The sequence below is a fragment of the Cerasicoccus frondis genome, from assembly GCA_031296915.1.
GTDB classification, from domain to species: domain Bacteria; phylum Verrucomicrobiota; class Verrucomicrobiia; order Opitutales; family Cerasicoccaceae; genus Cerasicoccus; species Cerasicoccus frondis.
The window spans coordinates 209307-231417 of the sequence record JAVDPC010000001.1; the positions used below are offsets into that span (position 1 = coordinate 209307).

The 22111-nt window shown below is 57.0% G+C and carries 20 protein-coding genes; 13 read left to right on the plus strand and 7 right to left on the minus strand.

The genetic code is table 11. The features are described from left to right. Window positions 1-58: 58 nt before the first annotated feature. The 4 genes from RBB63_RS00905 to RBB63_RS00920 form a co-directional block, all read right to left on the minus strand. Window positions 59-1750 (minus strand): hypothetical protein, encoded by a 1692-nt coding sequence (locus tag RBB63_RS00905; protein WP_309380157.1) that lies wholly within the window; start codon window positions 1748-1750, stop codon window positions 59-61. Window positions 1751-1886: 136 nt separating this feature from the next. Then, window positions 1887-3251: a GH1 family beta-glucosidase gene (locus tag RBB63_RS00910; protein WP_309380159.1), complete on the minus strand. Its 1365-nt coding sequence runs from the start codon at window positions 3249-3251 to the stop codon at window positions 1887-1889. Between the two features lie 223 nt (window positions 3252-3474). Further along, a complete protein-coding gene (gene ilvD, locus RBB63_RS00915) occupies window positions 3475-5187 on the minus strand; it encodes a dihydroxy-acid dehydratase (RefSeq protein WP_343219109.1) in 1713 nt (570 codons plus the stop codon). Window positions 5188-5613: 426 nt separating this feature from the next. Beyond that, window positions 5614-6690 (minus strand): DUF481 domain-containing protein, encoded by a 1077-nt coding sequence (locus RBB63_RS00920; RefSeq protein WP_309380164.1) that lies wholly within the window; start codon window positions 6688-6690, stop codon window positions 5614-5616. Between the two features lie 271 nt (window positions 6691-6961). Between RBB63_RS00920 and RBB63_RS00925 the strand changes: the two genes are divergently transcribed. The 11 genes from RBB63_RS00925 (at window position 6962) to RBB63_RS00975 (ending at window position 17271) form a co-directional block, all read left to right on the plus strand. After that, window positions 6962-7606: a hypothetical protein gene (locus tag RBB63_RS00925; protein WP_309380166.1), complete on the plus strand. Its 645-nt coding sequence runs from the start codon at window positions 6962-6964 to the stop codon at window positions 7604-7606. 6 nt (window positions 7607-7612) lie between these two features. After that, entirely contained in the window at window positions 7613-9385 is a 1773-nt protein-coding gene (locus RBB63_RS00930) for an adenylate/guanylate cyclase domain-containing protein (protein WP_309380168.1), read from the plus strand. A 5-nt stretch (window positions 9386-9390) separates the two neighbouring features. Then, window positions 9391-9843, plus strand: a complete 453-nt coding sequence (locus tag RBB63_RS00935) for a hypothetical protein (RefSeq protein ID WP_309380169.1) — start codon at window positions 9391-9393, stop codon at window positions 9841-9843. Between the two features lie 43 nt (window positions 9844-9886). Next, a complete protein-coding gene (locus tag RBB63_RS00940; RefSeq protein WP_309380171.1) occupies window positions 9887-11104 on the plus strand; it encodes a hypothetical protein in 1218 nt (405 codons plus the stop codon). 110 nt (window positions 11105-11214) lie between these two features. Continuing rightward, a complete protein-coding gene (locus RBB63_RS00945; protein ID WP_309380173.1) occupies window positions 11215-12012 on the plus strand; it encodes a hypothetical protein in 798 nt (265 codons plus the stop codon). 59 nt (window positions 12013-12071) lie between these two features. Then, window positions 12072-12497 carry an acyl-CoA thioesterase gene (locus RBB63_RS00950; RefSeq protein ID WP_309380175.1) on the plus strand — a complete coding sequence of 142 codons (426 nt, stop codon included), beginning with the start codon at window positions 12072-12074 and terminating at the stop codon, window positions 12495-12497. A gap of 25 nt (window positions 12498-12522) precedes the next feature. Continuing rightward, window positions 12523-13218, plus strand: a complete 696-nt coding sequence (locus RBB63_RS00955) for a hypothetical protein (protein ID WP_309380177.1) — start codon at window positions 12523-12525, stop codon at window positions 13216-13218. Window positions 13219-13312: 94 nt separating this feature from the next. Further along, window positions 13313-15106 carry an assimilatory sulfite reductase (NADPH) flavoprotein subunit gene (locus RBB63_RS00960; RefSeq protein ID WP_309380179.1) on the plus strand — a complete coding sequence of 598 codons (1794 nt, stop codon included), beginning with the start codon at window positions 13313-13315 and terminating at the stop codon, window positions 15104-15106. A 155-nt stretch (window positions 15107-15261) separates the two neighbouring features. Continuing rightward, the gene (locus RBB63_RS00965) at window positions 15262-15840 is read left to right on the plus strand and encodes a hypothetical protein (RefSeq protein ID WP_309380181.1); all 579 of its coding nucleotides are present in this window, start codon (window positions 15262-15264) and stop codon (window positions 15838-15840) included. A gap of 483 nt (window positions 15841-16323) precedes the next feature. Then, entirely contained in the window at window positions 16324-16812 is a 489-nt protein-coding gene (locus tag RBB63_RS00970) for an SMI1/KNR4 family protein (protein ID WP_309380183.1), read from the plus strand. A 33-nt stretch (window positions 16813-16845) separates the two neighbouring features. Continuing rightward, window positions 16846-17271, plus strand: coding sequence for a DUF4826 family protein (locus tag RBB63_RS00975; RefSeq protein WP_309380185.1), 426 nt, complete (start codon window positions 16846-16848; stop codon window positions 17269-17271). 49 nt (window positions 17272-17320) lie between these two features. Here the strand turns inward: RBB63_RS00975 and RBB63_RS23620 are convergent, their stop codons facing one another. Together RBB63_RS23620 and RBB63_RS00980 are read right to left on the minus strand one after the other, a co-directional pair. Next, window positions 17321-17413 carry a PEP-CTERM sorting domain-containing protein gene (locus tag RBB63_RS23620; protein WP_425503857.1) on the minus strand — a complete coding sequence of 31 codons (93 nt, stop codon included), beginning with the start codon at window positions 17411-17413 and terminating at the stop codon, window positions 17321-17323. A gap of 25 nt (window positions 17414-17438) precedes the next feature. After that, window positions 17439-17852 carry an RrF2 family transcriptional regulator gene (locus tag RBB63_RS00980; RefSeq protein ID WP_309380187.1) on the minus strand — a complete coding sequence of 138 codons (414 nt, stop codon included), beginning with the start codon at window positions 17850-17852 and terminating at the stop codon, window positions 17439-17441. Between the two features lie 52 nt (window positions 17853-17904). On the opposite strand from RBB63_RS00980, the gene RBB63_RS00985 reads away from it, so the two are divergent. Continuing rightward, on the plus strand, window positions 17905-18732 hold the full coding sequence (locus RBB63_RS00985) for a mechanosensitive ion channel family protein (protein WP_309380189.1): 828 nt from the start codon (window positions 17905-17907) through the stop codon (window positions 18730-18732). Window positions 18733-18753: 21 nt separating this feature from the next. Here the strand turns inward: RBB63_RS00985 and RBB63_RS00990 are convergent, their stop codons facing one another. Continuing rightward, window positions 18754-19194 carry a hypothetical protein gene (locus tag RBB63_RS00990; protein WP_309380191.1) on the minus strand — a complete coding sequence of 147 codons (441 nt, stop codon included), beginning with the start codon at window positions 19192-19194 and terminating at the stop codon, window positions 18754-18756. Between the two features lie 385 nt (window positions 19195-19579). On the opposite strand from RBB63_RS00990, the gene gyrB reads away from it, so the two are divergent. Continuing rightward, window positions 19580-22087: a DNA topoisomerase (ATP-hydrolyzing) subunit B gene (gyrB, locus tag RBB63_RS00995; RefSeq protein WP_309380193.1), complete on the plus strand. Its 2508-nt coding sequence runs from the start codon at window positions 19580-19582 to the stop codon at window positions 22085-22087. Window positions 22088-22111: the final 24 nt, after the last annotated feature.

Genomic DNA, 22111 nt, shown 5'->3' on the forward strand with positions numbered 1-22111 from the left:
GGCGCACAGTGGAATAACGCCAACGATCATTCAGTTGACATTTTCGCTCACCATCTTGCTACCAGCGAATTAGCGTGCGCAGCTCGTATTCACCAGGCGCCAACACAACACCCTTACCGCTGAGCACGTAGCTCTTGGTCGGATGCGCATAGTAGTTGCGGTAACGCGGATCGGCTGAAACATCGACTTCGCTCGTTGCGACTCCAGGCAAGTTACTTTGCATCGCAGAGTTAAGCGGATAGACCGTCGGGTAACGCCTCGACTTCGGGTGCGGCGCACCTTGCAAAACCTCGATGCGCATGGAGTCCAGCGTCAAATCATCGCGAACATGGATGTGGTCAATGCGCTCGAAAAAGCCTTTACCGAAATGGTATTCAGCCGTGATCGCGATGGGCCAGCTCAACGCCTCGCCATCGGCGTTGCAGAGCGATGGATACTCCACAACGTAGCGCCAGTTATCGCCATCGGCAGTCAGCTTGGTCGAGGCAGGCCACCAGGCAGGCCAGCCCTTCACGCCGTCGAACACGAACTCCGGACAAAGCGCGGGGACGACGTCCATGCCAGTCACCCATTCGAAGAGACCGGGGAGGTAAGGCCGCGGCAAATTGTCACCCGCCATGACCTTGGGGCCGCCCATAACTGGCATTTGCCACTTGATCTCGCCATCGCTCCAAACGAGGTAAGTCGTGTGGCGCTCGGCATTGGTAATGACCTCTTGGCACACGGGCTCACAGGGCACGCTGGGGGGGGCATCCTGGGGCAGCTCTTCGTCGAGTTTGGCGTAGGCTTCGAGCTGCAGGAAGTAGCGCCACAGATCCCAGTTCATGGGGAGCGTGGTGCGGTAGACGTAGCACTGGCGATGATCGTCGCGAAACAAAAACCACTGCCCTTCCTCGTCCCAAAAAACATCTTCCATGTACTGCAAAAGCGAACGGCAGGCGCGGCGCGCCCAAGCGGCGTCATCAGCCGAAAACCAGCCCTTGCTCAGCAATTGCTCCAGATACGACAGGCATTGCATCTGGCCCAGCACGCCCGAGCTGCGACCAAAGAACCACCCTTCCCCACGCGGGCCGATGAACAGCTTGAGCAACTCGAAGTAACGCAATGCATGCGGACGAAAGAGCGCCTCAATCTCTTCGCGCACTGCATGGTGGGGGGGGAGGAACTCCGACAGGCGCAGCGCGAAGTTAATCGTCATCAAGCCGTAGTTGTTGTAATCCCCGCTGGCGGCGGAATCGTCGAAATAGCCGGACTCCTCGTACTTCTTCACGAGCTTGCGCAGATGCGGTAAAGCCAGCGCGGGATCATCGCCCCAGAGGATGTGCCGCGCCACGCGCAGGCTTGCATTGAAGACTTCCCAATTGTGTGGAAACTCCTGGGTCACGCGGAGCGTCTGCTCGACCTTGGCCCGCTGTTCGGCGGACAATCCGCCGAGGATCGGATGCTCCGGGCCATCCGGACCCAGCATCGCCAGGCCCATGGCGGCAAAGCAGCCCTTCAGCGCATCCAACGCTTCCCAACGCGAGATGAGCGCCTGCGCAATCGCCACATAATCGCGCCCCTGAATCTCGTGGGGGGGGACCCCGCGCACGCGCATCATTTCGCCAATGCAATAATAGACGGTGCCATCCCACAGCGGGCCATGGGCGGCGGGGTCGCCATGCTGGCGCCCTTCAGGGTCGATCGTTGTGTCACAGGTCGCAGCCAGCTTGTCGGCAATGGCGGCGTAGAGTTGGGAACGCTTTTTCATGATGGGGGGATGCAAGGGCAATGCTCACTGACATTGCCCCTCAATCAAGCTAACGTGTAGATGGGCTGAAGCGCGTCACGATAAAGATTTTGCAATCGGTTTCACGGGGTGGCCGTGACGCGCTCCGGGGGGGAGGTCAACTGTTGCGGATGATCTCCTGGTAGGCGTAATAGGATTCCTTGGGCGTGCGCTCCAGGGTGTCGAAGTTGCAGAAGATCATGCCAAAGCGCATTTCGTAGCCCTTGGCCCACTCGAAGTTGTCCATGAGCGTCCAGCCGAAGTAGCCGCGCACGTCGACGCCATCTTCCTCGCGCGCCTGCACGACGGCTTCAGTGTAGCCGCGGATAAAGTCCGCGCGAAAGCTGTCGCTGATCGCCGATTTCTCGTCGTTGTCAGCAACGCAGCAACCGTTCTCGGTCACGTAAATCGGCAGTTGGTTGTAGCGGTCGTAAACCCAGTTGAGCATCTTGCGAATGCCCCACGGCACGACGAACCAGCCGTTGCTGGTTTGCAGCCAGTCGGGATCTCGGCTCAGGAAAACCTGCTGATCCTCGTCGATGCCGCCATTGCCTTCGTCACCGCCAACCAGGTTCGCTGTAGGCTTTTCGCGGGAGGCGTAGTGCGTCGTGTAGTGGTTGAGGCCGAGGAAGTCGCACGATCCCTTGAGCATTGCTTTTTGCTCGGGGGTGAACTTCGGCAAGCGGTCGCCGAGGCGCTCCACCATGATCGCCGGGTATTCGCCGAAGACGACGGGATCAGTCAACCAACCAAAGAAAAACTCCAACGCCTCTTGCGCGGCGGCGATGTCTTCGGGCTTGTCGGTGAGCGGTGCGCGGAAGTCGCAATTGTTGGCAATGCCGATCACGCCCCAATCGCCGCCCTGGCGGAACTTCTGCACCGCGAGGCCGTGCGCGAGGCACAGGTTGTGCGCCGCGATATAGGGCTCGGTGCGGGAAACACGCCCTGGCGCAAAGCAGCCGATGCCATGGCCGAGGACCGCGGAGCACCAGTTTTCGTTAAAGGTCATCCAATGCTTCACGCGGTCGCCAAAGGCCTTGAAGCAGACGTCGGCGTATTCGGCAAAGTATTCGGCGGTCGAGTAGCTCAGCCAGCCATCGTCTTCAAACTGAAGCGTGGCGGGGAGGTCCCAGTGGTAAAGCGTGATGAACGGCGTAATGCCCTTGGCGAGCAGGCCGTCGATCAGCTTGTTGTAAAACGCGATGCCCTCTTCGTTCACCGCGCCCTTGCCTTGGGGGAGGATGCGCGACCAGGCGATGGAAAAGCGGTAGCCTTTCACGCCAAGCTGGGCCATTAGCTCGATGTCCTCCTCGTAGCGATGGTAGTGGTCGCAGGCCACGGCCGAGGTGTCGCCATTGGCGATCTTGCCCGGGGTGTGCGAAAACACATCCCACGTGTTGAGGCCTTTGCCGCCTTCCAGCCAGGCGCCTTCGATTTGGTGGGCGGCTGTCGCGACGCCCCAGATGAAATTTTCGTTACTCATTGGATCAGGATTTTTTAAACCACGAAGGACACGAAGAACGCGAAGCCAGCGAACTTGATTTAAACAGGAAGATCGGGAAGACCGGAAAGCGAAGAGGCAAAGTTGTTGTTCTCGCGAAGGCGCAAAGGAAATTAAAAACTTTGGGTCTTCGGGTCTTGGCGTGAGGTCAAAGCCAACCTTTCGGCTTCGTGCTCTTCGTGTCCTTCGTGGTTAATTTAAAAGCTTACAGGTTTTTGTCGGTTACGGCGCCTTCGGAGGCGGTGGCGACGAGCTTCGCATACTTGGCCAACACACCGCGCGTCTCGCTGGGAGGGGGGGGAGTGTAGGCGGCCATGCGGGCGTCGTATTCCGCGTCGTCGATGAGGAGGTTCATCTGATTCTTCACGGCGTCGATCTCGATGATGTCGCCGTTCTTCACAATGCCGATTGGGCCGCCCTTCGCGGCTTCCGGCGTGATGTGACCCACGTCAAAACCATGGCTGCCGCCGGAGAAACGTCCGTCAGTGATGAGCGCGACTTCCTTGATCAGCCCGCGACCGGCCACAGCGGAAGTCGGGGAAAGCATTTCGCGCATGCCGGGGCCGCCAACGGGGCCTTCGTTGCGGATCACGACCACGTCGCCGCTGACAACGTCGCCCTTCAAGATGCCAACCAGCGCTTCTTCTTCGCCTTCGTAAACCTTGGCCACGCCCTTGAAATACGTGCCTTCCTTACCGGTGATTTTGCCCACCGCGCCGCCGGGGCAAAGATTGCCGCGCAGGATGCGCAGGTGCGTGGTGGACTTCATCGGCTGATCCCACGGGCGGACGATGTCCTGCTCAGACGGGTAAGCGCCGTAAGGTTTCACGTCCTTGAGGCTTTCGGCCACGGTCTCGCCGGTCACGGTCAGGCAATCGCCGTTGAGGAGGCCGCGGTCGAGCAGCATCTTCATCATCGGGCGGATGCCGCCGATGCGGATCAGGTGGCTCATGCTGTATTTGCCGTAGGGCTTCATGTCGGCGAGCAGCGGGATGCGTTCGCCGATTTCCTTGAAGTCGTCGATGGACAGCTCGACCTCGGCGCTGTGGGCGATGGCGAGCATGTGGAGAATTAAATTCGTCGAGCCGCCGAGCGCGAGGCAGGTGGTGATCGAGTTAATGAACGCGTCACGCGTCATGATGTCGCGCGGCTTGATGCCCTTGGCGAGCATGTTGCAAACAGCGGCGCCAGCGTTTTCGCAGTCCTTGCGTTTGGCTTCGCCGACGGCGACTTGGGCGCTGCTGCCGGGGAGGCTCATGCCGAGGGCTTCGATGGCGCTGGCCATGGTGTTGGCCGTATACATGCCGCCGCAGGAACCCGGGCCAGGGATGGCGTATTTTTCAACTTCCTTCAGTTGCTCGTCAGTCAGCTCGCCCTTGGCGTGCTTACCCACGGCTTCGAACACGGAAACGACGTCCATCGGGTTGCACTCCTTTTCGTCGGAGGGCAGGAAGCCCGGGAGAATGGTGCCGCCATAAACAAAGACTGCCGGGCGGTTTAGGCGCGCAATGGCGATCATGCAGCCGGGCATGTTCTTATCGCAGCCGCCGATGGCCACAAGGCCGTCAAAGCCTTCCGCCGCGCAGGCGGTTTCAATGGAGTCCGCAATCACATCGCGCGAGACGAGCGAGTAGCGCATGCCCTTCGTGCCCATGCTGATCCCGTCGGTGACGGTGATGGTGTTGAAGGAGACGGCTTTGCCGCCAGCTGCGTCGATCCCCTTGCGGGCGTGGTCGGAGAGTTCGCCGAGGTGAACATTGCAGGGGGTCATGTCGCTGGGCGAGCTGGCCACCGCAACCTGCGGCTTCTTAAAGTCCTCATCGTCGAAGCCAACGGCGCGCAGCATAGCGCGTGCGGCGGCGCGATCAGTGCCGTCAACAACGATGGAGGAATGCTTTCGGGTGTTTTCTAAAGCCATAGCGGGATTAACATGGCCATGCGCAGAGGCGTGAGGCGAGCAAAAATATTGCGTGTCGTCCAGGACCTGGCGGCGTTTAACGGAGGGATGGGGGGATGTGGTTTTCATGAGTCGATAGAGTTTTATAGATGGTGGGAGGTTCACATTCAGGAGCTTTCCTGACTATGCTCATCATTATACCGCAGACTCCCGAATCCGTAAATGGCTCAGTTGGCTCAGTTGCTTCAGTTGGCTTGATTGGCTCAGTTGGCTGCTTTGAGCCGCCTTCGCGGGGATTTTGGCGCCGAAAATTATTAGCCACTGGCTCTGGCTAATACTCAGTGGCTTTCACTCGTGCTTAGCCACAAGTATTTTGGCCTCAAATGCGCCTCAAATCCCTGCCTGGGAAAATTTTTTCAAAAAAAATTCGGCGGCGCCAGTGGGGCGTTACAAGTCCACCCCGAGGCCAAAGGACAGCGTAATGTCGTTTTTCTTCGGCGTGGAGCCATCACTGCGCTGACGCGGGTCCTGCACGCGGTCCAGTTGAAGCATGACAAAGACGTCGAAGATGCTGGTGAGCGAATAATCCAGCGAGGTGACAATGTGCTGGGTGAACAGGCCGGATTCTTCATTGGTCAAAACGCCCTGGTAGGAGAGCTTGTATTCAAGGTCGTCGGTGATGTCGTAGTCCAGGCTCGAAGAAAAGATGGCCGCCGGACTTTGCGCGGTTTTCCCGGTGCCCGCCTGCACCTGAGAGAACTCCGTATATTGGTAAGCGGGTCCGGCCTGGATTTCCCAGTCCAGATTCTTGGTGTCGATGACCTTGTAACCGATGCCGGCGCCGACGGTCAACTGCGTGTCGATGTTTTGAAATTTATCGCGGTAATACTCGATATCGATCACGCGGATAAACATGCGCTCATCAAAGAAGTAGTCGAAGTTGGAGCCTGCGCGATGGTTATTGGCGGACTCAACGCCATCGGTCTTGGTGTAGTTGCCGATGTAATCCAGGTTCAGACGCGTGCTCACAGTGCGGCGCTCGGCGTTGATCGTAGCAGTGTAGCGGGTTTCGTCGGTGTTGCCGGATTGGAAATCGAGCCCGAGCTTGGCCTCCAGTTCCCAGCGGTCGATCTCCTTGTGATAGAGCGGGATGATGGAGACCACCTGGTCGCGCGGCGCCGTTTCGCCGGATTCTTCAAACGTGATGACGCCGTCGACCATCTCGACTTTTCCGTAGTGCACGGTGCGATTGTCCAGTCGCACGCCCATCGGCTGATGAAAACGGATTTGCTTGATGTCGTCCCAGTCGATGGTCAAGTCGTCCAGCACGTCGCTGTCGAACTCCACCGAATCCTCATACATGTGGGAAAACGTGCCCTTGAGCCATTCGCCGGACTTGAGCTCGATCCAGTCGTATTGGGTATCGTTGCGCGCCGCTGGCGGCATCCAGCTTTGATCCTGGTCGGGCGCAGCATCTGCGGCCCACATCGGGGTTGCCGTCAACGCCAATACGAGCGCCGCCATAGTCCTCAAGACACGAAAATGTATAGTAGATTCCACCGTAGGCAGATCGAATCGGCCAGCGACGGCGTGTCAAATGTCTATTGGCCAGGCTTTACGAACTGGGGTGCATTTGAGTCTGCGCTGTCCGTTGAGCGTTGGGGTCCAAGCAGAAGACGGGCGCCGACGCGCCGAACATTCCTGCGAACCAGGTATTGCCGTCAGGCGCAATTTTGACCACATTGTGCGGCATTAACGACGCGTCCTCCCGTTCTATTTCGTTAAAATCAATGCCATGAAACATTTGCTGCTCCCCCTCGCCTGCCTGCTCGCGATGCACGCCCACGCCGCCACGGTGACGGGGGTTATCGATGTGGATGAGCTGCCCGGCGCCAAGCGCTCCGCCAACCGCTACCAGCGCGGCGCATCCGAGCCCGTGGCCCCGCCGCCGGAGCCGCAAGCCGTGGTTTACCTGGAGGGCGAGTTCCCGCAGGAGTTGTGGGACAACGCGCCGAAGTCCGGCGAGCTGATCCAGCGCGGGTTGCAGTTTGAGGTCAGCGTGATGCCGGTCGCCAAGGGCGCGATGGTCGTCTTTCCCAATGAGGACGAAACGTTCCACAATGTCTTTTCTTATTCGCCGGAAAAAAGTTTCGATCTCGGCCGCTATCGCAAGGGCGAGGAGCCCGGCACCGTGGTCTTTGAAAAGCCGGGGGAGATCGCTGTTTTCTGCGAGATCCACCGCCACATGCGGTCAACGATTCTCGTGCTCGACACGCCGGTATTCGCCATTGCCGACAGCGAGGGGAAATTCACGCTGCCCAACGCGCCCGCAGGCAATTACGAGCTCGTGGTCTGGTACGGACCGGGCAAAAGCAGCCGCCAGCCAATCACCGTGCCCGCTGGCGATGAACCCCTGACCGTTGAGCCCGTCGCGCCGTAAACTCGCATGCCCGCCGACGCCACCCTCTCCCGCCCGCCGCTCTGGCATCGCTTCAGCTTTCGGCTGACGGTGGCCATTCTCGGCATTGTGGCCGTGGTGACGCTTGGGCTGATTACGCTTGTGCAGGCGCGCTTCAACGCCGCTTACCGCGAGTTTGTCACAGAGCGGTTCAACGACCAGATCAAGTCGTTCGAAAAGCAATTTAACCTCCGCCGCGGCAAGCTGGAGCAAGACATCATCAGCGCCTCGCAGTACGCCGTGCGCCCGCAAGCCGCCCTCATGTCCGGCGCCGCTGACCGCGCTTACCTGGACTTCAGCGTGGAGCTGGAGTCGTCCCTGCGCTCGGATTCCGGCGGCATGACGGGCGCGTTTTTCCGACTGTTTAACGCCGAGGGCGTCATGCAGATTCCACCTGAGATGAACGCCGGCGCCGTAAACGGAGTCAGCGAAGCAACGGTGGCGGAGTTGCTTGCGCCCTGTCTCGTCATGCCGCCAGAGGATGCCGACCTGGACCACTATTTCAGCCTCGGCTACGTCAGTTTTCCCACCGCCAGTGAGCCTAGCCTTTACGAGCTGCTCGTCGCGCCGGTTTACCTGGGCGGCGAGATCGCGGAGCACAATTTTGTCGGCTGGATTGTGCTCGGCCAACACCTCGGCAGCGACATGCTCGACACCGACAGCGCCACGATTGAGAGCGGCATATTCGCCGACGGGCATCTCTTCTCGCAGTCCATTCCCGACAATGCCGACCCGGACATCGCGCGCATCATTGAGAACCGCCGCGAGGGCGACTTGCCCGAATACCGCCTCAGCGGCGTGAACTACCTGGTCTTCGCCTACCAACTGCAATCCACCGAAGGCATGCCCGGCGCCTGGCGCGTGCAGCTCTATTCGCTCGCGGGTCTGGAAGCGCTGGTGGAGCGCATTCGTCAGCTTGCGGTCTGGTTCCTCGGCGCGGCGCTGCTCTTCGGCCTCGCGCTGAGTTACTTTGTATCGCAAAGCTTCGCCCATCGCATCGAGAAACTCGTTGGCGTTATGCGGCAGATCGGGCATGGCGATTTCGACGTCAGCCCACCACCCGGCAACGACGAGTTGGGCCAGCTTTCCACGACCATCAAAAGCGCCGCCAGCGAGCTCGCGCAGAAGGAGAAAATTCACCAGGCGCTCAACATGGTCACCGACCCCGCCGTCGCCAAAGAAATGCTCGAAGGCAAGATCGAGCTCGGCGGTGAAATGCGCGAAGTGGCGACGCTCTTTTGCGACATCCGCGGGTTCACGCCGCTGACCGATGGCATGAACCCGTGCGATGTCGTTGACCTCGTCAACGCGCACATGGGCGTCATGGCCGACCTGGCTCAAGAGCACAACGGCGTTGTCGATAAATACGTGGGCGACGAGATCATGGTGCTCTTCGGCGCGCCCCACGCCTACGGTGATGACTGGGTGAACGCCGTGCGCTGCGGCCTCGCCATGTGCGCGATGCGCAAGCAGCTCAACGACGACGTCGCGCGCCCGATCAACATCGGCGTCGGCATCGGCGCGGGCGAAGTCGTGGCCGGCTACATGGGCTCCGAGCGACGGCGGAATTACACCGTGCTGGGCGACCGCGTAAACCTCGCCGCCCGCCTCTGCTCCAAGGCCGGCCCCGGCGAAGTCATCATCGACCAAGCCATCCGCAACCGCCTGCCCAAAACTGCCGTGGTAGAGAAAATTGACAGCGTGCAGCTCAAAGGTTTTAAAGACCCCGTGCCTGTGTTCAAAGTCATTTCCGTGGATTGATCATAATGAATGAGGAATCACTCAAGCTGCCGTCCCAACTGCTTTATCTGATTTCAAAAGGTGCGTGGAAGCATCCAGGCGACGATAAGTTGAAAGAGTTGGTTCCATTTCTAGGTGAGCCGATCGATTTCTTGTATTCGAAAGAACAGATGGATTTTAATAGCGGTCCACTGATGGATAATAATGAAACAGAAAGCTGCTTTTTTCATGAATATCGAGGCTCAGCATTTTCAGACGTTCGCGACTTGCCTTGGATTGATGTCGAAAAGTCGATTATGATCGCAGTCAATAGATCCATCGGTGACGATCTAGGTATAGCTCTAGATTATCGAACGAGTTCTGATGATCCTAGAGTTATCGCATCTGACTGGTCAGAGAATGAGTGTATGTGGAGAGAAATCGCACCTACATTTTCTACCTTTTGCTCTATGATAGAGCTAGTGCCAGATAATGCATGACACCACATCGCTGCGATAAATCCGCCCCCCCAATCGACCTTCAATGAAAGCCAGCCTACTAACTACAGTTGCCCTGATACCATTCTACGCCAGCGCCTTGGTCAACCCTCTGGAAGAACTGAGCAACAATCTCTTCTACGAAACTGAAGACGGATTTTTCGCGATTCAAGGTGGCGGGTCGATCGACATTTCGGGCTATTATTTTAACGAAGAACCGGTTGGTTTCGTGTTCCCCAATCCGCCCACCGACCACACGCTTTTCAGCCCGCGGCTTACATTGACCGCCGACGCTTGGCTCGGCGAACGTCTCTCCGGCTCGATTAAATTTCGCTGGGACGACGGCATCGACCCCGGCTACATGGACAACCAGGTCCGCATCGATGAGTTGTTCTTCGACACCGTCATTGTGCCGGGCAATCTCGATGTGCGCATCGGGCGGTTTGCGACGATCTTCGGCAACTACATTCCACGGCAAAGCTCGTGGGACAACCCGTTCATTTCGCCGCCCCTGCCCTACTATCAGGCGACCAGCGTCACCGATGACGCCGCGCCGCCCAACGCCACCGCATTCGCCAATCGTCGGAACGTGGTCGCCAATAACCACACCTGGCTGCCCATCATCTGGGCGCCGGTTTACACCCAAGGCGCGGCGGGCTTTGGCAGTTGGCGCGACTTCGACCTCGCCGCCTCGTTCACCAACCGCGCCATCTCCTCGCGCCCCTCGCTCTGGGACGACTACGACTGGAGCGACCCGACCTTTACCGGTCGACTTGGCTGGACGCCGGTCACCGAATGGAGCTTTGGCCTGTCGGGCTCATTTGGCGCATATTTAAAAGACATCGCCCAATCAACCCTGCCGCCCGGAACGAGCATTGGCGACTACGAGCAAGTCGCGGTTGGGCTCGACGCATCGTGGGCCAGCGGACCGTGGCAAGTCTGGGCCGAGGCGATGTTTTCCGAGTTCGACGTGCCCAACGTCAGCGACCCCGCGCAGATCTATAGTTTTTACGTGGAGGGCAAATACAAGTTCACGCCCAAGTTTTACGGCGCCCTGCGCTATGGCATGCAGTTTTACAACGAGATCGACACGCCCGCTGGCAAGCAGCGCTGGGACAACGACATGCTCCGCGCCGAAGCCGCCGTGGGCTACCGTTTTGACCGCCACTTGCTCCTCAAGCTCCAGTATCAGTATCAACACCAGTTCGCCGATTTTCAGGACGGCGTGAACCAATTAGCCGGCCAACTGGTGATTAAATTTTAGACCGTAAGCGAAGCGTATTCGCTGCGAGTTCGCTTTTGGAGCTTGCATCAGTTCCGAACCGAATATATTAATTTCGATTACTGAATCCCAACTTAACAGAATCGAAACGAATGAGAATCGCCACCCTCTCGCTGATCGCCCTACTCCCCCTCTGCAGCCAGGCGGACCTGATGAACGACAACTCCACCTGGGCGCTGAAGTCGCAAATATTTTTCCAAAGCGATTTCGGCTCCACGACACCCTACTCCTACTTTTTTGATTCCGGGGCCCTGGAAACCGGGGCCACTGCGGCGCCCAGCGTTGCCGGAGGCGCCGAAACCGAAACCATGACCGGCGTCGCCAACAATTGGTCTTACAGCGAGCTTTTCTCGGAGCAGGACGACATGGACGCCAGCTTCCCCAATGGCCCCTACTCCATTACGAGCAACGGGACGCCAACCACTGCAGAAGTCGCCATCGGCGTTTCCCCGACCTATGCCGACGCCTATCCAGACGCCATTCCCGCTCTGGATTCCGTCACCGGTTCCAGCTTTGTCGACGGCAAGCTGTCGATCCCCTTCACCACGAGCCAAATCAGCTTTGACTGGAATGACCCGGGCGGCTCCGTGACCGACGTGTTGCTCACCCTGTTCGATTCAGACTACCAGTTGATCTTCTACGGCCTCTACGACGGCGATGCCCAGTCCACCGGCCTGATCGATTTCCCCTTCGCAAGCGCGGGCGATTATGAAGCCGAGTTGATTTTCATGAACAAGACCACGGATCAGGTGGTCGATGGCGTCGATGTTTACGGCGGCTTTTACCATGGGACCGCTTTGGAAATCGAGGTCGTGCCAGAGCAGTCGAGTTACGCCGTCCTTTGCGGCTTGGCGGCTTTCATTGTCCTGATCGCTCGGCGGCGCAGTTAAAAACATTGCGTCCGATAGGATGCGCGCAGACAAAGGGCAACGAGCTTTAATCGCACCCGATGCCTACACCGAGCCCAGAAGGCGTTTTCACGCACGAGTTTCCCGTGACGGCGGACATGATCGACCGCCAGCAGCACGTGAACAATGTCGTCTACGTGCAGTGGATGCAAGATGTGGCGATTGCCCATTCGCGCGCCTGTGGCGGCTACGCGGCGATGGAAGCCGCCGATGGTTCCTGGGTCGCCCGCTCACATCACATCGAGTATTTAAAACCCGCGCGCGAGGGCGATGTCATCCGTGCGCAAACCTGGGTGTGCGACGCCACCAAAGTGCGCTCACGGCGCCGGTATCACTTTTACCGTGAGGGCGATGACGCCCTGATTGCCCGTGGCGAGACGGACTGGGTGTACGTCGACGCCCAGACCGGCCGCCCCATTCCAATCCCGGAAGCAGTGCGGGCTTGCTATCCGCTGGTGGAACAATGATAGTTTATCGTAACCTTAAGTTACGATGAAACCGCCCTCCAAGCTTCCCACCAAACTCCCACAGCAGGTCATCGACGCGGCGGCGCTCCGGGAAGAGGAACGCTTTGCGGAATATTCAGCGCTGCTTACCCGCGGCAAGTTGATGAAGCGCCTGACAAAGCAGTTTCATTTCAAGCCCCATGCCTTGCGTCAATTTGCTGACGTGGCGCAAAGGACAGCGGATATCGAAACGTCAACCGAAAGCAGCGGCATGCTTTGCCAGGCGAAATGGGTCGCCCGACACGAAGAAAAGCCTGGCGAAGGCGATCAGCTGTTCATGTTTTTCTTTGGAATTTTTGGTATTCTGTATAGCTACGTTACCCGTGGTGATCGAACGACTGAAATCACATTTCTATCCGTCCACCGCATGCCCGCAGGAGTGGTCAATAACTTCAAAAAACGACGCCTCAAACTCGCAATCGGCGAAGCGCTCGCTCAGGTTATCGGCGTCTGCTCTCTCTTCTGGACGCTTGCTGAATTAATTCAACTGCTGGACAACGTAACCCCGCCACAGACCAAGTGGGCATTCCTCGCGCCTCTGATTTTGACCATAATAAGTTTCGGCGCGGCATGGTGGTGCAATCGCGAGAAGATTCCCCCGAAGCTTCGCCTCTACGGCGGCGGCAAATTTAAGCTCAAGTCCCTGCAAACTCTTGTAATGCCTGACGTTACGCCCCGTTAGCGCGCCTGCGGGAGCCCATCAGCCCAGCTAATTACGTCGAAGTAATACTTGAACTCAACGGCGGGAGCAGCCTTACTAATGAGTTTTGCGCACAATGAAAATCCCGTCACACGCTCCTTTCAGCGAACCGCAACGCAATTCCCTTAACCAAATCCTGCCGACACTGACTGATCCGCAGGTCACTTGGCTGAGTGGTTTTCTCGCGGGCGCTCAAGCCTCAGGCGGCGCATCCGCCGAAGCCGCGCCAGTCCCCGCCGCGCCATCCAGCATCCCGCTGACGATCCTCTACGGCACCGAAAGCGGCAACGCCGAGACCCTCGCCGCAGAAGCCAAGAAGGCCGCCGCCGCCAAGGGCTTTAAGGCGAAGATCGTCGACATGGGCGACTACAAGACGGGCGATTTCGCCAAGGAGAAGAACCTCCTCGTCATCTGCAGCACCTGGGGCGACGGTGAGCCGCCGGACCGCGCAGTCCCCTTCTACGAGTTCGTCATGGGCGACAAGGCCCCCAAGCTCGAAGGCGCCCGCTTCTCCGTGCTCGCACTCGGCGACACCGCCTACGAGAAGTTCTGCCAGACCGGCAAAGACTTTGACGCCCGCCTCGAAAAGCTCGGCGCCAAGCGCTTTCACCCGCGCACCGATTGCGACCTCGACTACGAGGGCCCGTTCAAGAAGTGGCTCGATGGCGCACTCCACGATTTGAGCGAGTTGGCTGCCCCGGCGGCTCCCGCGACCAATGGCGCCGCCGTCCTGGCCCCCGCCGCGCCGGCCATCGAATACGGCAAGAAGAATCCTTTCCCGTCCGAGCTCCTGGAGCGCGTGCTCCTCAATGGCCGCGGTTCCATCAAGGAAACCATCCACCTGGAAATGTCCCTCGCCGGCAGTGGCCTGACCTACGACGCAGGCGACGCGTTGGCGGTCATCCCGACCAACTGCCCGGACGACGTTGAACACGTGATCGCATCGGGCAAGTTCAAGGCGGACGACGCCGTGGCCGCGCCTGATGGCAGCGAAGGCCCCCTCAACGAAGTGCTCGCGCAGTACTACGACATCACCGGCCTCACCAAGAACATCGTTAAGAAGTACAACGAGTTGGCCAAAAGCGCCGAGCTCACTGCCCTTCTCGACGACAAGGAAAAGCTGCAAAATTACCTATGGGGCCGCCAGATCTGCGACCTTCTCGCGGACTACCCGATCGGCCTGTCCGCCAAGGATTTCGTGGGCCTGCTCCGCAAGATGCCGCCGCGCCTTTACTCGATCGCCTCCAGCATGAAGGCGCATCCAGACGAAGTCCACCTCACGGTGGCCGCGGTTCGCTACGACGCCTACGGGCGCAAGCGCAAGGGCGTTGCCTCGACCTTCCTCGCTGACCGCGTGGCCATCGGCGAAACGCTCCCCGTTTACACGCACCACAACAAGAACTTCAAGCTGCCCGCCAGCGGCGACACGCCGATCATCATGGTGGGCCCGGGCACCGGCATCGCGCCATTCCGCTCCTTTGTGGAAGACCGCGCCGCCGACGGCGCCAAGGGCAAGAACTGGCTATTCTTTGGCGACCAGCGTTTCTCCTACGACTTCCTTTACCAGCTCGAGTGGCAGGACTACCTCAAGGATGGCGTCCTGACCAAGCTCAACACGGCGTTCTCCCGCGACCAGCCCGAGAAGATCTACGTGCAACAGCGCCTGATCGAAGAAGGCAAGGACGTCTACGCCTGGCTCCAGGACGGCGCGCACTTCTACGTCTGCGGCGACGCCTCCCGCATGGCGCACGACGTCAACGAAGCGCTGATCTCGATTTACCAACAACATGGCGGCCTCTCCCCCGAAGACGCAGCAGCCGCCGTCAAGCAGCTCCAAAAAGACAAGCGTTACCAGCGGGACGTGTATTGAGATTAAAGTAAGCAAATTAAAAAATTAAAGAAGCGGCCGGACGATGTGTTCGGCCGTTTTTTTGTTGCTACTAATTCGAAAAAAGCCAACCCGTAATGATAAGCGTTTAATCGTACTTTACATCTTCAAAGTTAAGCCTAAGTATTTTTCGTGAGATGAGCTATACCATTCCCGTAATCGCCGGCGATATTGTCGAAGAAATGCTAAACCCCAACTACATTGAGGTGTATTTAGTCGTGGATATTGACATGGATTTTGATTACTTTGAAGATCCCGACTTATCGGAACTCATTTCGTTGAGCTTTGGCACACTGGATAAGTTGGACCTTGGGTCAACCATCGTTGTTGGCAGCGAACAACCCGATTGGACCGCCTTCAACGCCGTCCTAACGGATGGGAATAATGGCCGCCTGTACGCCCTATTAGTCAATTCGGTTGATGCTGATGGCGGATACATTTACTTTTCCGCCCTAGAATCTACAATCCTCGGAAGCGCAGCGGAGATGGAGCAGATATCAATCTCGTTTACGCTAAATGAATTAGCTTGGGAATATGGCATCTACAACGACGATTTCTTTGGTGAAGGCTCAGTTGAGCGCGATTACGTGACCAGTTTTGAGGGCACATTTGATTTTACTCCGGTTCCGGAGCCCGCCGTTTCAGCAGCGCTAATGGCCGCCCCGCTGTTCATGTTTGTCATGTGGAAAAAATTCCGCGCGAAAAACCGCAGTTAGCCAGCAAAGCAAATACCAACTGCGGCAGAGGGTTGAATTTGGCCGTTTTGTGTCGCCTCCACGCAGCATTTCTGACAGTATTTCCAACGTAAAAGTCGGCGCGCCAGACGATCTCCGAGGCGCTTAAGTATCGCCGACTGCGCGACCAAGAGTCGCCGACTGTAGCACGAAGCGTCGCCGACACTTCCCCGGAGCATCGCCGACGTTTCCGCACGTACGTAGTAAGGGTTTGGTCACAGCCAAGTGGTTGTTTGCAGCAGAACCATGGGGATGGTTGGGGCAGGACTAAGCGGATAAATTTCCTGCAATACTGCATACAGATGCAAAGCATTAGCCATCGGCTACCATCATTAACAAACACGCTAAAGCATACCCAAACCTTGACGCCCTGACCGACTTCAAACAGTGTAATTTTTATCCAACAACCTCACTGAGAAATGATCCGCAGCTCATTGATACAACGAGATATTTAATTCTTAGAAGATGCATTACGAGGATGCCTATAAATCGTTAAGCGCCCTTGGTTGGCGTATCCGTCCGAGGACAAATAGAAATAGGTTTATCGACGGCGAGGTCGCAGACAGGTACAAGGAGATCCCCAAACCAATTGAGAATTTCCTAAGTGGAATCTCTGAATGTGTCTCTCCTTCTGAACAATCATGGTTTCTCTGTGAAGCTGACTTTGCAGAAACAAGCGACGCCTCATTTAGTTGGAACGAATGGGAAAATATGTCCTTAGAAGCTGCTGATGGTGATACAGACCTGACCACTGAGATCACAAGATTCTGGAGCGAATACTTTCCATTTTATTTCTCAGTAGATGGCGAATATCAGTTTTATGCAGCGTCACTCAGGAAGGAGGATTTTGGTGTCATTGTTCATGGCGCCGAACCAGAGTTCGAAGAAGTCACAAAGGTCTTCGAAGATTTTTCAGACTTCTTAGAGCACTTAATCTCAAACCGATCAAAGTAGGCCCAGAACAACAACACACTCCTCTCGACCGCAATGACCGATCAAGAATTTAGTAAATGGAATAGCCTAAATCGCAATCGCTGTATCAGCTATCTAGAGGCTCAGGGAATTGATGACCCACAAGTAGCGCCTTGGCCTGCTTTCGATATGGCGCCCAATTTTGCAATTTGGTGCGTTGAATCCAAGAAGGTGAAAGGAAAAATCGGATGGTGGGTGTTCGCCGGTGATTGCCCTACAGACTATGTTTCCGAAAATGGAAAATGTCACCCACGTGAAGCTCTCCGTGATCTACTAAAGACTTGGGATAGCTACATTCCTGAAATGAAAGAGGGACGACAGCCTGCAGAATGCAAAATTGGAAATGGCTCCAACCTTCCCGACCTCGGGGATCTTTTGGAGAAGCGAGTTTCGATCCTGCGAGACTGGCTGAACGACAACGACCTTTGGGATAATCGCTGAGCTTTCAGCCCCCCCAACGAAAAACAGATGTTTACTTGCCCCGACCCACTCACCCCCGACGCTGCCACACGACGAGGCCCAGAGCAATCGCGCCGGCGAACAAGGCCCAAGTTCCGGGCTCAGGGACGACGGCGATGATCATCGCGTTACAGCTGACCAATCGCAGCTTAGATATAATACATCGGTCCGGCGTCGCGGGGCATGAGGTCGCGGATGGTGTATTCCTTGGCGCTGGCTTCGAATGCGGCGCCGATCTTATTCAAGGATTCCGCCACGAGCGGCCCCGACTGACCAGCCCGCGATGGCGCATTGGAAAACAAGCCCGGATCGATGACCATCATCACATCGAAAAGCGAGATCGTCTCCGGTTCTTTGGCCAACGCATAGCCACCCTGCTTGCCGCGACGGCTGGTGATCACGCCACCGTTGCGCAGCTCGTTTAAGATTTGCACGAGGTAATTCGAGGGCACCTCTTCGGCGTCGGCGAGGTCCTCGATGTGCGCCAGCTTAGGGCTCCCGTGATAACGACCCAACTGCGCCAGGACGCGCAGGGCATATTCGACTTTGAGTGATAGCTTCAACGTTGCCAAAGTTGAGTTAGTTACCAAACTTTGGCAACGAAAAGCGATCACCATGGCTACACCCATCGACAACGAAATCGAACAAATCAGCAAGACAACCGAAATGGTTGTCGCTTTTCTCATCGAGAACGGCGCCAAAATCGCCTCGGCGCTGATCGTGCTCGCGATTGGATTCTACATCGCCAAGTGGCTGCATGGCTTCCTGATGCGGCGCTTTGAAAAGCGAGGCACCGACATCACGCTGGCCAAGTTTGTTGCAGGCTTAGTCAAGCTACTCATCCTGACGATGGCGTGCCTGTTCGCCTTCGCCAAATTTTATGACATCGCGCCGCTCGTGGCGTTGATTGGGGCCAGCGCATTCGGCGCGTCCTTGGCCTTCCAGGCGCCGATTTCCAACTACGGCGCTGGCCTCATGATCATCCTGACGCGGCCTTTCGTGGTCGGCAACACCCTCACCGTCCAAAGTCAGTATGGTCTCGTGAAGGACATCAGCCTAGCCTACACCCAGCTCGAAAACGAGGACGGCGAGGTGATCACGATCCCGAATAAGCAGATCATGGGCGAAATTTTCGTCAATTCGCGCGAGAATCGCATCATTGAGGGCGTGATCGGCATTTCCTACGAAAGCGATCCTGACGCGGCCATAGCCGCCGTTAGCGAGGCCCTGGCGGGCATCCCTGAGGTGAGTCAAACGACCGCCGCCCAGGTCGGCATCGAGGAATTTGCGGACTCATCCGTCAACATCGCCTACCGCTGCTGGGTCCCGACCAAGATTTACCACGCCACGCGCTTCAAGGTGAACCGCGCGGTCTACGCGGCCATCAAGGGCTGCGGCGCGGATATTCCGTTCCCGCAGTTGGATGTGAAGGTAAAGCAGTAGCCAGACTCCCACTCAGCGGCGTCATAGGCTGCGAATGCGTAATTTGGTCTCCACATACGAAGCCATCGTCAGCGGTAGCATGAGCAATCCCAAGACGGACGAGAAGTTGATCGCCGATATCCACCGGCTCATAACCCAATTCATATAGGAAGGATCTTGATCGATCTCACCGAAAGAATAGCTGACGGGCAGGCTGCAATACACCAGCCCATCCTTTACATAGGTGAGGTGAAACGCACAGAAATACGCGATGCCGGCTGAAAGCAACAAACAGGCCAGCACTGCGAACCTCCACTTCCGGCGATTCACTGGCTTGCTCCAAATGAGTCTGATGGGTCCGGAAAGAATGAGCAGCGGCAACAGGCAAAACCAATACGGGTCGGCAATTGCCAGCAACATCAGGTAGGCCACCAGAAACTTTCCACCGTCAATCCGTGAGTAGGTATTAAGCCACTTTTTCATTAAGCCAAATTCAAGCTCTGGCGAGAGCAGCCCGCAAGGATAGAAAAATACATATTGTTTAAACGCTCAACCATTCACATGATCTCTTTTGCCATCTAACCAGCGCCACTGACACTTGATTCACATCGCGAATGAAGTGCTAATTCAAGTTACAAATTAGGGGTAATTCGCTGGCTTATTCAGAAATCCAAACAAGTCGCTAAAAGGGATTTTTTAAAGTGAGGTTTTCGACTTTTATTAAGGCATTGTGAATAAGTCGGCATTTCCGGGGTCTTCCTGCTAGATGTAGGGGCAGCAAAAGGCCTAAAAACTACATTTAGTGGTCGAATTGGTCATTTTTTTAGTTGGCGAAGGGCCAAAAACCCCTTACTAATCTACAGATTTTATGGCATCAGAAAACTCCGACTCTAAAAAGAAAAAGCCCACCGAATACACCGAAGACTCGCTGAGTAAGCTCGAAGGGCTCGAAGCAGTGCGCAAGCGCCCAGGCATGTACATTGGCGACGTGACCAACGGCGGCGCACTTCACCACTGCGTATTCGAAATCGTCGACAACTCTGTCGACGAACACCTGGCGGGCTATTGCACGCAAATCGACGTCACCATCCACAACGACGGCTCGTGCTCGGTCGAGGATGATGGCCGCGGCATTCCGGTCAAAATGACCAAGCACGGCAAGTCCGGCGTCGAGCTCGTGCTCACCGACCTGCACGCGGGTGGTAAGTTTGGCCAGGGCGGTTACAAGGTGTCCGGCGGCCTCCACGGCGTGGGCGCCAGTTGCGTGAACGCCGTTTCGGAGTGGATGGAAGCTGAAGTCCGCCGCGAAGGCGAAATTCACAAGATTTCCTTCTCCCGCGGCGACGTCACGGAAAAGCTCCACGTCGTCGGCAAGAGCCAAAAGACTGGCACGAAAATTACCTTCCTGCGCGACCTGGAAATCTTCGTCACCGAGCACGAATATAAGTATGACATTCTAGCCAAGCGCTTGCGCGAGCTCGCGTTCCTGAACCCGGGCATCATCATCAACTTCAAGGACGAGCGCGATGAGCGCGGTGAGACCTTCAAGTTCGACCAAGGCGCGGCGCAATACGTCACCTGGCTCAACCGCAACAAGCAGACGCTGACCTCTGAGCCCGTCCAGTTCACCGGTGAAATTGCCCCCAAGGACGATGATCCTGAAGACGTCATCACCGTCGACGTTGCGCTCCAGTACAACGACTCTTACAACGAGGCGATTTACCCCTACGCAAACTCGATTTTCAACGGCGACGGCGGCACTCACCTTTCCGGTTTCCGCACCGCCCTCACCCGCGCGGTCAACACCTACGCCAACGCCAACAAGCTGGTGAAGGACAAGGACCCGAAGATCTCGGGTGACGACGTCCGCGAAGGTTTGACCGCAGTCATTTCCGTGAAGCTCTTCAACCCGAGCTTCAACAACCAGACCAAGGATAAGCTTCTGAACCAGGAAGTCGATGGCGTCGTGCAGCGCGTCATGGGCGACAAGCTGAAGCTTTACTTCGACCAAAACCCGAAGGAAGCCAAACGCATTGTCGACAAGTGCGCCAGCGCCGCCCGCGCCCGTGAAGCCGCCCGTAAGGCCCGCGAAACCGTTCGCAAGAGCGTGATGAGCGGCGGCGGTCTCCCCGGTAATTTGGCCGACTGCTCCGAGAAAGATCCGTCCTTGTGCGAGATTTTCATCGTTGAGGGTGACTCTGCAGGTGGTTCCGCCAAGCAAGGCCGCGACCGCCGTTATCAGGCGATTCTCCCCCTCTTCGGCAAGCCGCTGAATGTAGAAAAAGCCCGCCTCGACAAGATGCTCGGCAACAAGAACATTCGCTTGCTCATCACGGCGCTGGGCACCGGCATCGGCACCGATGGAGACGGCGCATTCGACATCTCCAAGGTGCGTTACCACAAGATCATCATGATGGCGGACGCGGACGTCGACGGCTCGCACATCATGACGCTTTACCTGACGTTCTTCTACCGCTTTATGCGCCCCCTCGTGGAGGCTGGCTACGTTTACATCGCCCAACCACCGCTCTACAAAGTCAAGCGCGGTAAGAAGGAGCAGTACATCGACAATGATGCGGAGATGGGTAAATACCTGCTCAATCAAGGCAGTGAAGACGTCGTCTTGACCCGCCTGCGCGATGGTCACGAGTTTTCTCCCTCCAAAGTGGATAAGATGGTGGAAACACTCTCGCGCATGGAAAACCTGCTGCGCGGCGTCACCCGCTATGGTTGCCCGGCTCACCTGTTCCTCGACCAGCACGACTCCGCCACCATGGATTTACCCAAATACATGGCGCGCATTCGCACCGGCAATCAGGAGGAATTCGTCTTCCTTAAGGGGGATGAAGCTCGCAGCCGTTTTTACGTCGAGCAGGATATTACCGAAGACATGTTTGCCGGTATGGTCGTCCGCGAAACGGAGCTCAATGGCATCACTGTCCAACAACGCATTTCCGTTCACGAAATCTTTGAGGCGCCACAAATCGCCAAGGTGCTTCGTGAGCTGTCCAAGACTGGCCTTGAGCTCTCACAGTTCACACCGACCGAAGAGCCGCGCTACACGCTGACCGAAAAGAAAGGCCAGAAAAACGAGTCGGTTCGCGAGATGTCCACCATCCTTGAATTGGTGACCGCCATTCGTGAATTTGGTCGCAAGGGTCTCTCCCTCCAGCGCTATAAGGGTCTTGGTGAAATGAACCCGAAGCAGCTCTACGAAACCACGATGGACCCGGAAAAGCGCCGACTGCTCAAGGTCGACGTAACCGACGCCGCGAAGGCCGACGAAACCTTCTCCATGCTCATGGGCGAAGACGTCCCCTCCCGCCGCGCCTTTATCGAAGACAACGCACTGAACACCAGCTATCTGGATGTGTAAGTAATGATGAATGCAGAATTATGA